This window comes from Carboxylicivirga linearis (assembly GCF_018271995.1).
Lineage (GTDB): Bacteria > Bacteroidota > Bacteroidia > Bacteroidales > Marinilabiliaceae > Carboxylicivirga > Carboxylicivirga linearis.
In genome coordinates this window covers 21,396-36,193 of sequence record NZ_JAGUCO010000034.1, presented here as the reverse complement: position 1 = coordinate 36,193, position 14,798 = coordinate 21,396, and the positions used below count along the sequence as shown (strand labels likewise).

Below are 14,798 nucleotides of genomic sequence, written 5' to 3'. Positions count from 1 at the left end.
TCATTTTTGCATTTTTCTGATTCAATTATAGAGAAATAGAATGCAATTTCAAAAGGAATGTAGAACATGGTAATAAATAGTAATAAAAGTAAAAACGTTTGATATTCAGATAGTAATAAATAGCAGTAAAAAGAAAAATACCAAGAATTATAAGTGTGATGTAATTTGGTCTGTATTCAATAATATTTACTTGCGCTCAATTAAAAACCATTAAAACGATAAAATACGTTACGGAACGTTCTTTTACTACCATTTACTCGCATTTACTATCAGATACTATCTTTTACTATAACGTGAGTGTACCGTATTGCTTAGGTTTGACGAAATAAAATTTAATAACACGTTTAAATCGTATAAAAATGAGCAATACAGTAGTTGTAGTTGATGATTATCTCTTTAATAAGTTAATGAGGAAGATTGACCAAATTAACGATAAGATTGATAGTATCAGTATCGAAAAGAATGATGGTTTTAAAGACCGTTGGTATGTTACCGAAGAAGTTTGTAAACTTTTAAATGTGAGCAGGCGAACCTTGCAAACCATGCGTGACAATAAGGTGATTGCCTTTAAGAAAACAGGACGTAAGATTTATTACAAGGCTTCTGATATTGAAGCCTACCTGGAAAGTATTAATGGATAATCTTTTGTTAATGGAATCAATTGAAAAAGATAAAACAGAATTGGGGAGGTCGCATCTTACGTTTGGTAAGATGTCTCTTCAAGAAGCCAATTTAAGATTGAAAACAGCTGAGGATTCTGAATTTCCATTATGTATATTTCCGAAGTTTATCCAGGATACTATTATTGAATTGTACGACAATGGAAATTATAACATTGATTATACAGCTGTAAGCATTTTTACCGCTTTAGCCGGGATTATTGGCAATTCGTATCATTTGCGTAAGCATATTGAGTGGATAGAAAACCCATCTATGTGGGTGGTTTTGGTAGGAAAGTCAGGGCAGAATAAAAGTGCTCCCTTAAAAACAGCCTTTAAAGCCATAAAAAATCTGCAAAAGCAATACGACCAGGAATATGAAGCAGCTATTGCCAATTATGATCCTGATTTAGGTGATAAGAAACCGACCAAGAAAAAACTGTATTCTACCGACCCTACATTTGAGGCCTTGATAAATATGCATAAGCAAAATCCCAATGGTTTGATATTGATGCCTGATGAATTTAAGAGTTTTATATTGAATCTGATTGGCTATAGTGGAACATCTAAGCAGAGTCAGTTTTTATCCATTTGGGATGGGGCTCCAATTTCTCTGGATCGTAAAGAAGCGGAAAGCTCTTCGTTAAGTATGCCCTGTGTTTCTATTATCGGAAGTATTCAGGATGATGTCATCGCATCTTTCAAGGCGAAGGATATTAAAGATGGTTTTTTTGAACGTATTCTGTTCGCCATTCCTTTAAAAATGGAAAAGAAATATATCCGGAGAAAGAATCCGGACGATTATCTGGTTGAAAAGTTCCATTCAAGGATGAAAGAATTGATGGATAAAGTCTATGAGAATACAAATACTCAAGAGTTACTATTATCAGAAAAGGCAGAGGATTTATTTATTGAAGAAGTAAACAAACATGTAAAACCATCTAATAAGGATGCCACCATATCCGGAATATTGTCAAAATTGGATCGATATATATTACGATTTGCCTTGGTTCTGGAAGTGTCTACCTGCTTTTTTGAAGAGAGACCAATAAAGCAAGTAAGTCATGATTCAATGAAGAAAGCCATAATGCTAAAGGATTATTTCTTTGCCAATGCCTTAAAGCTAAATAATATGGTTTTAAATGTTTACGAAGATAATTCAAAGGAAGGCAAGGTGTTTCAGGTTTTAAAAAAGATTGGCAAACGGGAATTTACCAATAAAGAGTTTATTGATATGGCAATTAAACTGAATATTGCAAAAGAGTCATATGCATATCAATTGCTCAGTAATACCAAGCTGGCCCATAAGGTTCAGAAGGGCCTGTATGAGACCGATGTTTTCAACTAGTTATAAGAGAAAAGTGGAAAGGAAAAAGTAGGGTCTTCTGTGGAGTTTGTGGAGTTGTGGAGTTTGGTTAATTAACAGCGAATTACGTGTGGAGTTTGTGTGGAGTTTGTGTGGAGTAAGAAATTCGAAAAAATGATTCATTGTCACCTTAAAATTTATAAAACTGTGTAGTGAGTGGAGTACTGTGGAGTAGTAAGTGCTTGAAAAACAATAATCCTCCACAACTCCACAAACTCCACTATAACAAGAAAAGTCTCTTTTATGTCAGAAATTCGTTATTCTTTAGAAAAATATAAAGGACGATCAACCAGGTATCATTGTCCGGGGTGTCATCAAAGGACTTTTACCAGGTATGTCGATAATAATACCAACAAGCATTTATCTGATAATACCGGAAGGTGTAACAGGGTAGAAAAATGTGGTTACCATTTTACCCCTATGATGTACTTTGAGAAAAACGGATACGAACCGAATAATTTTTATACCACAGTACCTAAACCAAAACAAATTATAAAACCACCCTCATGTATTGACAAAAAGTTAATGCAAGCTTCTCTTACCAATTATCACCACAACAACTTTGCAATGGGGTTGAGTAAATATTTTCCGGAACGTATGGTTTGGGAGGTTTTACAGAAGTATTACGTTGGTACTGCCAAAGGAAACAAAACCATCTTCTGGCAAGTCAATCGATTAGGACAAATACGAACAGGTAAAGTAATGCAATATGATGTTCATACATTAAAACGTAATGGATATATAAATTGGGTGCATCATATTACTAATCAAAAGGACTTTAACTTGAAGCAAGTATTCTTTGGCGCTCATCTACTTGCCAATAAAACAACGCCAGTGGCCATTGCTGAAGGGGAGAAGAATGCCATATTCGGAGCGTTGTATTATCCACAATATAATTGGATTGCTGTAGGCTCCATTGAAATGCTGAATGTACAAAAGCTTAATGCCCTCAGAAATTATCAGGTGACTTTATTTCCTGATAAAGGAAAAGCATTTGAGAAATGGAATAAGATTGCTGAAAGTGCCTGTTTTAATGTTCAAGTAAATACGGTTTTGGAGAATACAGATTTAAATGAAGGGGATGATATTGCTGACTTGGTTATCTCCATCAAAAAGGAGCAGTATATGGCAAGCCCAGAAGCTGTTATTGATAGATTTAAAGAGAGGAACAAATATTTAATTCTATTGATAGAAAAATTTGATCTTATTGTCTCTATATAATTTGAGTTCGTTGGGTAATTTTTAAAGGATCAATCAACTATACTTTATGGAGGCATTTTTTCTGCTACATTTCACGCTTGTGATCTCCTCCCCAAACTATGTACTGGTCAAAAGTAGAGAGTTCGAATATGAAATAATTTGAATAAATATAATCGTAGTGTCACTCCTTGGGATAATATTTATTTATGGTATATAATATTGGTAAGGTAAAAACAACTGCTGCAATAATCAAGAGTAAATAATTCGTAAATGTGAGTGATATTGTATAGCTTCAATGTGTGAAATTAGATTGTCCAATGTTGTTAACCTTGATTAATAATGATTGATACTAGACCCAATGTATATGCTAATCATGGATTTCCTTATTATTTAAAAGATCCTAAAGAATTTGAAGAGATTGTTTATCACATATACTCCAATGAGATTGCTAGTGGATTATGGAGATGTAAGTTTGACGCAATTAATTGGTTAGATAAAGTTGGGGAAAGAGGACGAGATTGCACATTACACATAAAAGGACGTAATGTTGGTGTTATTCAATGTAAACACTCTGAGAAAAATAAGCATGCATTTGCAAAGCCTGATTGTATAAAAGAAATATGTAAGTTTGTTTTGCACTATGGAATAGATCAATCATTGATAAGTGATTTGAATACATTTACTTACTATTTTGTAGTATCAAGTAAGTTCAATGAAGCAGCTCAAAGCCTACTCACTAATTTTAGTAGCAAAATATTACTTGAAACAAAATTAGGTGATTATATAAAGAGCGTATTAAACGGTAATGTTGCCTTGAAAGAGAAATATACTCTGGATAGCGCAGACAAGTTCCTAAATAATCATTTAGATAAATTGAATGTCAAAATGATTGTTGGATCGGACTTGGATAAATTGATGAATGAGAAATATAATGTGGCATTAATAGAAAGATTCTTCTCACCAAAGGTCATTATAAAAGAAAGGGAAGGATCTAATATCCCTGTAACAGATATAATACGAAACTTTGAAAATGCTTCAGTCATACTTTCAGAGTATAAAAATGAATTCGAGGGAGTTGAGGGATCTCATATAGATAGAAAAGAAACAGGTTTTTTAGTTGAATGGATAGAGAAAGATTTCGATGACGAAAAGGAGAGGGTGGCGTTGCTGGTTGGGCAGCCAGGTAGTGGTAAATCTGTTATTTTAAAAGACCTTTTTAATAAGCTGGATACCAAAGGTATTCCTACTCTTGGTATAAAAGCTGATCAATATGCTACGAACTCAATAAAACAACTGGAAGAACGATTGAATTTAACCGATTCAATTGAAAAGCTACTGGTTAAGCTAACCGATGATTATGCTACAGTTGTTGTGATAGTGGATCAAATTGATGCCCTTTCTCAAACTAATTCTGCAAGAGGTGAATATCTAGCCACCTATAAACAGTTGATTAGTGCTTTAAGAAAATATGATAGAGTGCGAATTGTTGTTTCAATCAGGTCCTATGATTTGGAATATGATTTTGGTTTTAAATCCTTTAAAAAGGAAACAACTTTTAATGTCGATTCACTGACGAAAGAAGAAATAACAAAAGTTCTAAATCAATTGTCAGGATCAAAACTTTCGATTACGGATGCTATGTTTGAATTATTGAAAACTCCGTATAACCTAGATGCATTCTGTCGAATTTTCACACATAGCCTTAATCTGAATTTATTAAAGACCACTACTGATTTATACAAAGAGTTATGGAGACAGAAAGTGCTCAATATTCCTCTTGCTAAAAGAGTTCTCAAACTGAAAAGTGTATTGTATACAATTGCTTCAAATATGTACGATGAGCAAAAAATAACATTACGAAATGATGCATTGCCTGACCGGTTTTCGAAGGAACTTGAATATTTGCAACAGAATGGAATTCTAGTAGGTAAAAGTGGCTCAATTCATTTCTTCCATCAAACGTTTTATGATTTTGTTTTTGCAAAGCAATTTTGCGGAGAAAATAAATCAGTTTTCAAATATATTAATCAACATTGGCAAGGATTAAAAGTAAGGTCAAGTCTGAAGATGATCTTGTCATTCTACAGGGATACAAAGCACGAGAAATACATTGATATTTTAAAGCATATACTTACTGAGCAAGCATTTTTCAGACGAAAAATAAGATACCACATAAAACTATTGACAATAAGTTTATTAAGTTCAGAGCAAGAGCCTACTGCTAAAGAAATACAATTATTTGACAAGAAGATATTAACTAATACAAACCTATTAAAACTGTTTCTAAGCAATGTAAACTCTAATGGATGGTTGCGAGTTATTTTGGAGAGATATAATATTCTATCGTTAAGACTATCTAAGGTCTTGAACCACCATCAAATAGTTTATTCAATCTTAATACGCCATCTTCCAGAGTGTAGAGGTTTGATTTTACCTTTTGTTTTGAGTGGACAGGAACCATTTTCAAATGGAGAACTTATTCGTCTCCTTTATTACAATAAAATCTGGGATTTGCCAGAAGCTTTCTCAATACTTGAGATAGTGCAAAGTGAGCTTTATGATGATGAACACTTCATGTTTGATATATTAATTCAAATCTCAGAAACAAATGAGGACGCAGCGATTGCTTTATTTCAGTCATATTTCTCAAACAAAATATCAAGTATTGAATATGAGCTCGGTAATATAAAGCTTAAAATAGGCTATGACGGTGAAAAGTTCTTGACACATCTTTATACAAATCATTTTAATAAAGCCTTGGAGCTTAATTTGAAAGCAGTTACTGATTTAGTTTGTAAAACTGAAATGCAATATCCGAGAAGTGATAATGATTTAATTATGGATCATGCATTTCAGAGTATGGGAGGTTATAGAGAGAAAGATTATGGATTTTTATTTACACAATTAGAAAAAAATATTAATAAGGCTGCTGAAGAGTCTTCAAACATTATATATGTATTTATAAAAGAAAATATTGAAAGCAGGTATACAACAATTTTAAATGTGGTTTTAAAAGGGTTAAAAGCTAATCCACACTATTTCATCAATGAAATATTTGAATTAGCTAAAATCTTTAAAAGAAGAGAACTGCTTAGCGATACAGATGATGTTTTAATTTTATTTCGGCAAGTTATTAATAAAGCCTACCCACACTTTAATGTTGATCAGAGAGCTGAGTTGGTTGACCTTATATTAAATATTAATGAGCGAATAATATATCACACCTATAATGACAACAACGGGAAAAGAAAGTTATATACTTATTGGGGCTATACACAACTAACCTATTTACAATCCATCCCCAAGGAATATGTTTTTAGTAATCCCTTATTAAAGAAAAAGTATCAGGAATTAAATCGTAGGCATGGAGTAATTAAAGATGAAATCAAAGAGCGATATGGCATAGCTAAAATAGTTGGTTATCCCTTAAATAATGAAGCTTACGAGAAGATGAATATTGTAGCTTGGAAAAGAAGCATGTTGAAATACAATGGTTTCGAATATCATGATTTTGGAAGTCTTAGAGGAGGCAAGGATGAGCATTGCAGAGCATTAAAGGAAGTAGTAAAGAAAGAACCAGAAAAATTTCTTGATCATATAAGTGAGTTTATAATTAAAGATGCCTATCATATAGATTATGCCATCCATGCTGTTGAAGGTCTTTTCGAATCAGAAGTAAAGATTAAAACTGAAATTAAAGTCCAATTGGTTAAGCAACTTATTAAATGTGGAAGGATTACTTCGCACTCCAATCGAAGAGTAGTTTGGTTAATCGATACTTTATTGAGAGATGAATACATGGATGATGAACTATTTAGTTATTTAGTCAGAATAGTTTTAACGGATATTGATCCGAATGAAGTTTTTAATCCAGATGCACTATTGAGTGATGGAATTAATTCTAATCGTGGAGCAGCAGCTAAGCGTTTAGTCATGATAAATGATCAGCCTTATTACTCTGAGCGGATTTTCGCTACCTTAGAAAAAATACCTGAGGATCCAATGGATTGTGTTAAAGCTGCTACATTATACAGATTAGCCTATCTAAATAATTACAATATTGAGCGAAATTTTAAGCTATTTCTTAAGTTAGTTGATACCGATAATGAACAAGTTTTGCAAAGCTCAATATGGTCAGCTCAATATTTTAATCGAAAATATAAAAATGAACTAGAACCATACTTTAGGAAAACTATTACATCTGAAAAACTAACAAAGGATATTTCAATATTGCTTACAGTGGCATGGCTTGAGGGTATTGAAGAATCATATACATTATTACAAGACTATTATCCGAAAATCAAAGAAGTAAGAAAAGCAATGCTGCATGTTGCAGAATCAAATATATTTAAGCACAACAATGATATCACAGAAAAATGTAAAATCATTCTTAGCGAGTTTCTTGAGGAAGATGATATAGATATTGCAAGAGAATATACATTCTTGTTTTCGGAATTAAGTTGTGAGCATTTTATTGATTTTAGGTCGTTTATTGAAGACTACTCAAAATCTAAAGTTTGCATACTAACTCCTGGTAATTTCATTAATTTTCTTGCAAAATGTACTCACTTTCATCCTATAGATTGTTTAAGTTTATTGAATAATATTCAATCGGTTAAATCACAATTAAGCATTCAAAATGAGTTTTATTACGATAATAAGAGTTTAAATGTGATTATCAATTCCTATAATGCTTTGTTGCAACACACAAATAAGGATAAGAAAAAAATTAATTACACACTTGATATATTTGATAAAGAACTTGAGTGTGAAAGAAACAATTCTGCAATTGTTAAGGTATTGCAAAGCATAGATCATTAGTGATATCACGTAAATATCTTTTTATGTTCTTTAATATTCTTACTTTGTCAACCATTTTTGTAGTCTAAGACTATTACGAAAATTGCATAAAGTCCTACCACGCACGATTAATTAAATATTGAAGAAATTAGTCTTATTTAGTAGTTCTTCAATATTTAAAGTTAACACTTATATTACCCCTACCAATATGGAATCAAAACTTTATTAAAAGGATGGAGGTGTGTAGTTTTAAGCTAAAACTAATTTAATTTATTCTTGTCTATCTTATTTAATAAAAGTAATTTGTAACCACTTTCACTAACTGATTACTTATTAAAACAAAGAATGAAATGAAAATTGAAGCTATTAAACCAGGGCCAAAGCCTAAAAAGAAAGATGGAACTCTTGATAAAAGAAGAAGGGATAACAAAAATACACCTGGTAATAAACCATCTTTAAAGCCTAGTAAATCAACAAATTAATTTTGGTATCTTAAGATTTGGATAGGTTCATTAAATGAATAATAATGTATAAAATAAAAAAAATCAACAAAGATTAATCTTAAGACAGTTATTCTTTAACAAATCCAACTCACAAGTTATCATCCACGTTGATAATGTAATTTATCAAGGAAAAATAGTTGAATACGATGATGAAGAGAACTCTATAACAATAGATAGGGGAAAAGATATCTCAACCTTACCATTAGATCATATTAATGAAGTATATATTGTCTCCTAAAACACTGGTTTGATTATCTATCGAATATTTATAATTTAAGTTCTTTGATTGAAGTATTCAGTCTATTATTTTCACTATAAGATAACAACTCCCGATTGTACAAGATAATACAATCGGGAGTAAATTACATCTAATAAATCTTCTATTCTGTTATTATAATCCCACCATTAGGTTGAATTGTCAAATTCACCGAACCACTGTTTTTAATTTTTGTTTCAGAAAATTGTGGTTCCGATTTCTTATTGTCAGAGTATAGTTTCACATCTTTTCCAGCCATCATCGGAAGATTAACATTTAACTTAATCGCTTCTTTTTGTGCATTTACACCAACTACATACCATTGGTCTTTATGACGACGTGCTAAAACACTGTATTTACCGGGATAACCATCAATGAAAACAGTTTCATCCCATGTAGTTGGAACTTCCTTCATAAAGTCAATCTCAAATGCAGGAACATCTGTTAAGTTGTTGGGTGCAATGCCAAACATTTGTACTGGGGTTTGATACAAAATTGCCGTAGCTAGCTGAAAAATGTCAGATGTTTTTCTTGTCGTTCCTCCATCATTTGTTCTGTTATGACGTTTATTTAATAAAACTGGCCCAAATTCCATGCTTCCTACAGTATTGCGTATGAAAGGGTGAAGGCATGCATTATAGGCTTCCATATCATCAAAATGCTGATTAAAGATTAAATTTTCAGAAGCTAAAACAGCTTCACTACCGATGTAGTTTGGATACATACGTTCCCAACCACGAGGTAATGTACACCCATGAAAAATTATCATTAAGCCATACTCATTAGCATCCGAAAGAATATCTTCATAGAGCTTCATTGTTTCCTGCTTGTCTCCGCCAAAGAAGTCAACCTTTAGACCTTTCACACCTAAACTCTGTAACCACTTCATTTCTTCTTTACGACTAATGGAGTTATCCATTTTATGTTTTGGCCCTTGTGGCGCATTATTCCAATAGCCGTTTGAATTGTACCATAAAAAAACATCAACTCCTTTAGATTGAGCATATTTAATTAATTCCGGTATTTTATCATAGCCCACTTGTGTATCCCATAGTGCATCCATCAAAATATACTCGTATCCCATTTCTGCTGCCAAATCAATATAAGTAACCTGGTCATCGTAATTCATGCTATTGTCCTGCCACATAATCCAACTCCATGTTGAACGACCGTACTTATATTCCTGAGACGGTTCATATAAAGGCTCTACCAAGTCAAAAGGAATAGTTGTTTCAACGATTGGTTTCAAATTATTTGATATTGTAATGGTACGCCATGGTGTTGAACCAGGTAGTGATATTGCAGGAGTAGTACTTCCAAATCCATTATTTTCACCTTCTTGAGGAAAAGCAATAGAGTAAACACCTTCTTTAGTACCATCACTTAAGTGAGAGGCACAATATTTACTACTTACACCTGTTTCAGAAACCAATACCCAGCCATTATTTCCAACATGAAAAAGCGAAGGAAAGGTATATCCTTGGCCATATTTTGACGGTGTGGAACTAGGTTCATCAGGAACGTATTCTTCTTCATAACTAGGTTTTGTTCGTTTCCATCCTATTCCGGGAGTAGCTTGTGGAGATAAAAATGTGGTTGTTTCCTCCGGAAGATTGAATCCGGTAATTTCTTTTTCTATAATGCATGAAGCAGTTTCTCCAAATTGAGGCAGATTATATCTAAAACCAATATCATTGTTGCTAATCCTGAAAACAACTTCTATTTGCTGTTTCTCTTTATTGTAGAGTGTTATGGTTAACTCATTGGCTTCATAATTTATTGTAGATTGTTTAATTCTATCTTGTTTGTACTTTTTATCTATTGTATTATTTTCTGTTGAATGAATAGACAATTCTTTGCTAAAATCTCCTACATTGCTGATTAACCCAAGAGGTGAATCTTCAAGCATCATAATGTTATTATACAGTACAGTGTAAGAAATTTTTCCATCTGTGAGTTTAACAGTTAAGGCTAGTTTGCCGTCAGGACTATTTAGTGATTTTTCTTGTGCAAATGTGAATGCAGTAAATAGAAGCAGGTAGCAGGTTATTAGTTTTCTTTTCATTTTTATTTTAATTATTTGTATTTCAAGATTAATACCTTATAGTTGAATATATACATCATCATTAATAAATGTCATCAGTGACTACAATGTTAGTTTCATTAGAATATCGGTTTGTTCATCTTCTCCTAGTTTAAAAATATGTTTATCAAATGCTTTAAAACCGTTTTTCTGATAAAACCTGATAGCTCTCAAATTATGTTCCCATACTCCTAACCATATAAGTTCAGCATTTACTTTTTGAGCTATTTCAATGGCTTGGTTGTATAATATTTGTCCCACCTTCTTTCCTAAGAATTCTTTTAGGACATAAATTCTTTCAATTTCGAGTGAATTTTGATTTATAAGCTCTGTTTGAGCAGATTTAGTATTTATTTTCAAATAGCCAATCGCTTTATTGTCAATTTTTGCCATAAAGAATGTTGAATATTGATTTTTAATTTTTTGACTTAGTTTTTCTTTTGAGAAATTAATATTCAAATATTTTTCCATGTCCTCTTTTGAATTGTCAGAAGAAAAAGTCTCGAAGAATGTTTGCTTACTTACCTTTTGCAGTTCTTCTAAATCGTCGAGTGTGACTTCACATATTATAATTGGATTCATATTTTTATAGAGTGTTGTTATAAACTAATATCTACTTCGTTATCTCATCAAAATATTCCAAAGCCCAATCCACCATCATACCAACGGCGGGCATTAATTTCTGACCTGTATTGGTTAACGAATATTCAACACGAGGCGGAATTTCAGGATACATTTTACGGTTAATCAGTTTATCAGCTTCTAAGCGTTTTAATGTACTAGACAACATTTTTTGCGATATATCAGGAATAGCTGAATTTAATTCTTTATAACGCATAATCCCGTTTTGATTAAGAGTACTAAGGATTAATAATGACCATTTATCACTCATACGGTCTATCACATTTCGTATTGGACAAGTTGGATATAAGGGGTCTAATCGTTGCATAACACTATCTATTTTTGATTACAAAGTTATAAAATAATCTCTTTTGGAGAGTAATACTACTCAAAGGATATAATACTTCATGCAGAGATTAACTTTTTTGAAAAATATTATCCTTGTAATATTCTATTAATCAGTAATTCTAACCTTGAAGGTAGGTTGCGAACCCATTTGCACAGGACTTCAAATAACCTCAATTTTGTACCCATAGAACAATAAAAACAGGTTTATTATGAAAGATTTAATTGTAAAGAATGTAGAAACATTAAAAGGTGAAAAAATTGTTAGTGATGGCAATGAATTTACAGAAAAGAAAATTATCACCGAACCAGGAAAGTGTAGAGCAAATTTTGTGGAAATAGAACCCGGAAATTATGCGTATGGTTATCATTATCACGAAGCAAATGAAGAAGTTTTTTATTTCATCAGCGGAAATGGTGTTGTTCGCACTAAGGATGGAGATATAAAAGTTAAAGCAGGTGATGTTATTGGATTTCCAACTGGTGTTAATGGAGCACATGTGGTAAGAAATGAATCAGATGAGAAACTGGTTTATATTGATTTTGGGACTACAAACCTTCCTGAGATTGCTCATCTTCCGGATTTCAATAAAATCATGGTGATTGGAAAAGAAGTAAATGGAGTTTACGACAAGTAATTTTTTTGTAATTAAAATTTGAGAATTATGCCACACGTTGTAATTAAGATGTATCCGGGAACTACAGTAGAACAAAAGAAAGAGCTAACTAAACAAGTTACTGACTCCCTAGTGTCAATAGTTAACAAACCAGAAAGCGCAATTTCTATTGCTATCGAAGAAGTTGCTGAGACTGAATGGATGGATAAGGTTTATGATTCAGAAATCAGACCAAATCTTGAAAAACTGTACAAAAAGCCTGGTTATTAATAATGAATGGTCATTAATAATGAAGAAAACAGTAGTAGCCAAATTAATCATTAATGAGGCATCGAAAAATATGTTTCTTAAACTGGCTCAGAAGATGATAATTCATACAAATAAAGAAGAGGGATGCATCTCTTACAATTTGTATCAGAATTCCTTTAGTGAAGATTTGGAGTATTTGTTTTACGAAGAATACAAAAATGAACAAGCTCTTAAAATTCATCACGATTCAGAATATTTAGCAAACTTCTTCACGGAGGTAATGCCATTATTAAAGGCTGAACCAGTTATCAACACATTCTAATTTAATTGTAAATTTTATGAAAAAGTTCGTATTAGCGGTAGCCTTTATTGGCATAGTAGTTTGTGTTCAAGCACAAGAAAAGTTCCAGGTTAAAGATTTGGGCAAATTTAAATTACACTCCTTTGTTACCGGAGACCCTTTGGGAGATATCAATTATATTATTGAAGGTAAGAATGGAGTTGTAATTATTGAGCCAGTAGCATTCTATGACGATATAAAAGTGATGAAAGACTATATTGCTCAATTAGGCAAACCTGTAGTTAAAGTAATTGCTGATTATCACATTGCCGGATTTACAGGTTATGATGAGTCTTTGTTTGTGCGCGTAGAAGGAATGCCTGAGTTTTCGGAAGGCACTGTTTATGGAGGTATGATGAACCATTTTGGCGATGTATTCAAAGATAAAATGGATGTTACCAAATACTCAGAAACCGAAGTTATTGCTAAAGATGCTAAAAAGAAATGGGCAGGTGTAGAGTTTCAGTTTGCTCCTGGTGTAGCATCCGATTTTCCTGCTTCTAGTATCATTATTGGAAAGAAAGTATATTATACACATTTTACCCCTGCTAAAGCGCACCCAAGCCCTCTTCAAATACATAATAGGGATGCAGTAAATGCTGTGCTTTCAGAATTAGAAAAAGTTAAAGCATCAGGTTGTTCAGTTCTTATCGGAGGCCACGGAATGGCAACAACAGATATTGAAACAGTAGAGTTTGAAATAGAATATCTGAAGAAAATCAACAAAATCCTGTCAACTGAAAAAACAAAAGACGGTTTTGTTACTGCTGTTAAAAAAGCTTATCCAAATTTGGAAGGAGATATAGCTGGTTTAGCAACTGCTTTATATAAATAATGATATATCAGAGGTTGTCCGCTTAGGATAACCTCTGCTTTTAAACATAGGTTATTATGAGATTAAATTTGTTATTAATGCTGTTGCTTTTTACATGCCTAAATATATTCGCACAGCAAAACCTACGCAGAGTATTTCAACCTGAAAATGTAATTAATGAAATATCTTATGGAGCTAATCCAGAAGCAGGCTATTATGTGCAAGCAGATGATGCAAAGATTTATTATGAAGTATATGGCAAAGGGCAACCCGTTGTAATACTTCATGGTGGAATATTTGGCTCAACCATTGAGATGGCAGAATTTATCGACAGCTTAAAAGTTAATTACCAGGTAATCGCTATTTCAACCAGAGGACATGGAAAATCAGAGATTGGAACAAAACCTATTACCTATGAGCAAAAGGCTAAAGATGTTATGGCTGTTGTTGATAAAATAACTAAGAATAAAGTGATTCTATTAGGCTTTAGCGATGGTGCTTATACAGGATATAAAGTAGCAAGCATGTATCCTGAAAGAATTTCAAAGCTTATAGCTATTGGAGCCGGAGAACAAAAGCCCGGTTTGCGAAAAGTTGTTTTTAATACCACAGAAGAAGCCTTTAAGATGGATAGTGCCTATTGGAAGCAACAGATATCGTTAATGCCACAACCAGAAAGACTTCAGGATTTTTGGAATGATATGGCTCATTTTTACAATACTATGGTTGCAAGTAAGGATTTGTTGATGTCGATAAAATGCCCGGTATTGGTAATGGCAGGAGAGAAAGATATGAACGCCCCTTTGCCTACAGTGATCAATGCATATAATATGATCCCTAACAGTCAACTGAGTATTATACCTAATTGCGGACATACCGTACTTTTGGATAATTTTACTGCTGTTTGGGCAAGTATATTGCCTTTTATCAAAGAGTAGAAATGTT

13 protein-coding genes are annotated in these 14,798 nt (G+C 32.6%); 10 read left to right on the top strand and 3 right to left on the bottom strand.

The genetic code is table 11. The annotated features are described in order from the left end of the window. Positions 1–359 precede the first annotated feature (359 nt). From KEM10_RS22075 to KEM10_RS24590, 5 genes are all read left to right on the top strand, one after another. A complete protein-coding gene (locus tag KEM10_RS22075; protein WP_212219922.1) occupies positions 360–641 on the top strand; it encodes a helix-turn-helix domain-containing protein in 282 nt (93 codons plus the stop codon). A gap of 10 nt (positions 642–651) precedes the next feature. After that, positions 652–2,007 carry a DUF3987 domain-containing protein gene (locus KEM10_RS22070; protein WP_212219919.1) on the top strand — a complete coding sequence of 452 codons (1,356 nt, stop codon included), beginning with the start codon at positions 652–654 and terminating at the stop codon, positions 2,005–2,007. Positions 2,008–2,268: 261 nt separating this feature from the next. Then, positions 2,269–3,246 (top strand): DUF6371 domain-containing protein, encoded by a 978-nt coding sequence (locus KEM10_RS22065; protein WP_212219916.1) that lies wholly within the window; start codon positions 2,269–2,271, stop codon positions 3,244–3,246. A gap of 318 nt (positions 3,247–3,564) precedes the next feature. Beyond that, entirely contained in the window at positions 3,565–8,046 is a 4,482-nt protein-coding gene (locus tag KEM10_RS22060) for an NACHT domain-containing protein (RefSeq protein ID WP_212219913.1), read from the top strand. Positions 8,047–8,375: 329 nt separating this feature from the next. Further along, positions 8,376–8,507, top strand: coding sequence for a hypothetical protein (locus tag KEM10_RS24590; protein ID WP_262897947.1), 132 nt, complete (start codon positions 8,376–8,378; stop codon positions 8,505–8,507). A 401-nt stretch (positions 8,508–8,908) separates the two neighbouring features. Here KEM10_RS24590 and KEM10_RS22055 read toward each other — a convergent pair whose 3' ends face one another. From KEM10_RS22055 to KEM10_RS22045, 3 genes are all read right to left on the bottom strand, one after another. Further along, positions 8,909–10,849, bottom strand: coding sequence for a glycoside hydrolase family 97 protein (locus KEM10_RS22055; RefSeq protein ID WP_212219910.1), 1,941 nt, complete (start codon positions 10,847–10,849; stop codon positions 8,909–8,911). Between the two features lie 81 nt (positions 10,850–10,930). Next, positions 10,931–11,449 (bottom strand): GNAT family N-acetyltransferase, encoded by a 519-nt coding sequence (locus tag KEM10_RS22050; RefSeq protein ID WP_212219907.1) that lies wholly within the window; start codon positions 11,447–11,449, stop codon positions 10,931–10,933. Positions 11,450–11,480: 31 nt separating this feature from the next. Then, positions 11,481–11,816 (bottom strand): winged helix-turn-helix transcriptional regulator, encoded by a 336-nt coding sequence (locus tag KEM10_RS22045; RefSeq protein ID WP_212219904.1) that lies wholly within the window; start codon positions 11,814–11,816, stop codon positions 11,481–11,483. A gap of 229 nt (positions 11,817–12,045) precedes the next feature. On the opposite strand from KEM10_RS22045, the gene KEM10_RS22040 reads away from it, so the two are divergent. From KEM10_RS22040 to KEM10_RS22020, 5 genes are read left to right on the top strand one after another with little or no spacing between them, the layout of a single operon-like run. Beyond that, positions 12,046–12,471 carry a cupin domain-containing protein gene (locus tag KEM10_RS22040; RefSeq protein WP_212219901.1) on the top strand — a complete coding sequence of 142 codons (426 nt, stop codon included), beginning with the start codon at positions 12,046–12,048 and terminating at the stop codon, positions 12,469–12,471. A gap of 27 nt (positions 12,472–12,498) precedes the next feature. After that, entirely contained in the window at positions 12,499–12,720 is a 222-nt protein-coding gene (locus KEM10_RS22035) for a tautomerase family protein (protein WP_212219899.1), read from the top strand. Between the two features lie 19 nt (positions 12,721–12,739). Further along, positions 12,740–13,021 (top strand): putative quinol monooxygenase, encoded by a 282-nt coding sequence (locus KEM10_RS22030; protein WP_212219896.1) that lies wholly within the window; start codon positions 12,740–12,742, stop codon positions 13,019–13,021. 16 nt (positions 13,022–13,037) lie between these two features. Further along, positions 13,038–13,874 (top strand): hypothetical protein, encoded by an 837-nt coding sequence (locus KEM10_RS22025; RefSeq protein WP_212219893.1) that lies wholly within the window; start codon positions 13,038–13,040, stop codon positions 13,872–13,874. A 56-nt stretch (positions 13,875–13,930) separates the two neighbouring features. Next, the gene (locus KEM10_RS22020) at positions 13,931–14,791 is read left to right on the top strand and encodes an alpha/beta fold hydrolase (RefSeq protein ID WP_212219890.1); all 861 of its coding nucleotides are present in this window, start codon (positions 13,931–13,933) and stop codon (positions 14,789–14,791) included. Positions 14,792–14,798: the final 7 nt, after the last annotated feature.

Coding starts and splice junctions, on each gene's coding strand:
- KEM10_RS22075 (WP_212219922.1), top strand. CDS start 360: ATGAGCAATACAGTAGTTGTAGTTGATGATTATCTCTTTAATAAGTTA.
- KEM10_RS22070 (WP_212219919.1), top strand. CDS start 652: ATGGAATCAATTGAAAAAGATAAAACAGAATTGGGGAGGTCGCATCTT.
- KEM10_RS22065 (WP_212219916.1), top strand. CDS start 2,269: ATGTCAGAAATTCGTTATTCTTTAGAAAAATATAAAGGACGATCAACC.
- KEM10_RS22060 (WP_212219913.1), top strand. CDS start 3,565: ATGATTGATACTAGACCCAATGTATATGCTAATCATGGATTTCCTTAT.
- KEM10_RS24590 (WP_262897947.1), top strand. CDS start 8,376: ATGAAAATTGAAGCTATTAAACCAGGGCCAAAGCCTAAAAAGAAAGAT.
- KEM10_RS22055 (WP_212219910.1), bottom strand. CDS start 10,849: ATGAAAAGAAAACTAATAACCTGCTACCTGCTTCTATTTACTGCATTC.
- KEM10_RS22050 (WP_212219907.1), bottom strand. CDS start 11,449: ATGAATCCAATTATAATATGTGAAGTCACACTCGACGATTTAGAAGAA.
- KEM10_RS22045 (WP_212219904.1), bottom strand. CDS start 11,816: ATGCAACGATTAGACCCCTTATATCCAACTTGTCCAATACGAAATGTG.
- KEM10_RS22040 (WP_212219901.1), top strand. CDS start 12,046: ATGAAAGATTTAATTGTAAAGAATGTAGAAACATTAAAAGGTGAAAAA.
- KEM10_RS22035 (WP_212219899.1), top strand. CDS start 12,499: ATGCCACACGTTGTAATTAAGATGTATCCGGGAACTACAGTAGAACAA.
- KEM10_RS22030 (WP_212219896.1), top strand. CDS start 12,740: ATGAAGAAAACAGTAGTAGCCAAATTAATCATTAATGAGGCATCGAAA.
- KEM10_RS22025 (WP_212219893.1), top strand. CDS start 13,038: ATGAAAAAGTTCGTATTAGCGGTAGCCTTTATTGGCATAGTAGTTTGT.
- KEM10_RS22020 (WP_212219890.1), top strand. CDS start 13,931: ATGAGATTAAATTTGTTATTAATGCTGTTGCTTTTTACATGCCTAAAT.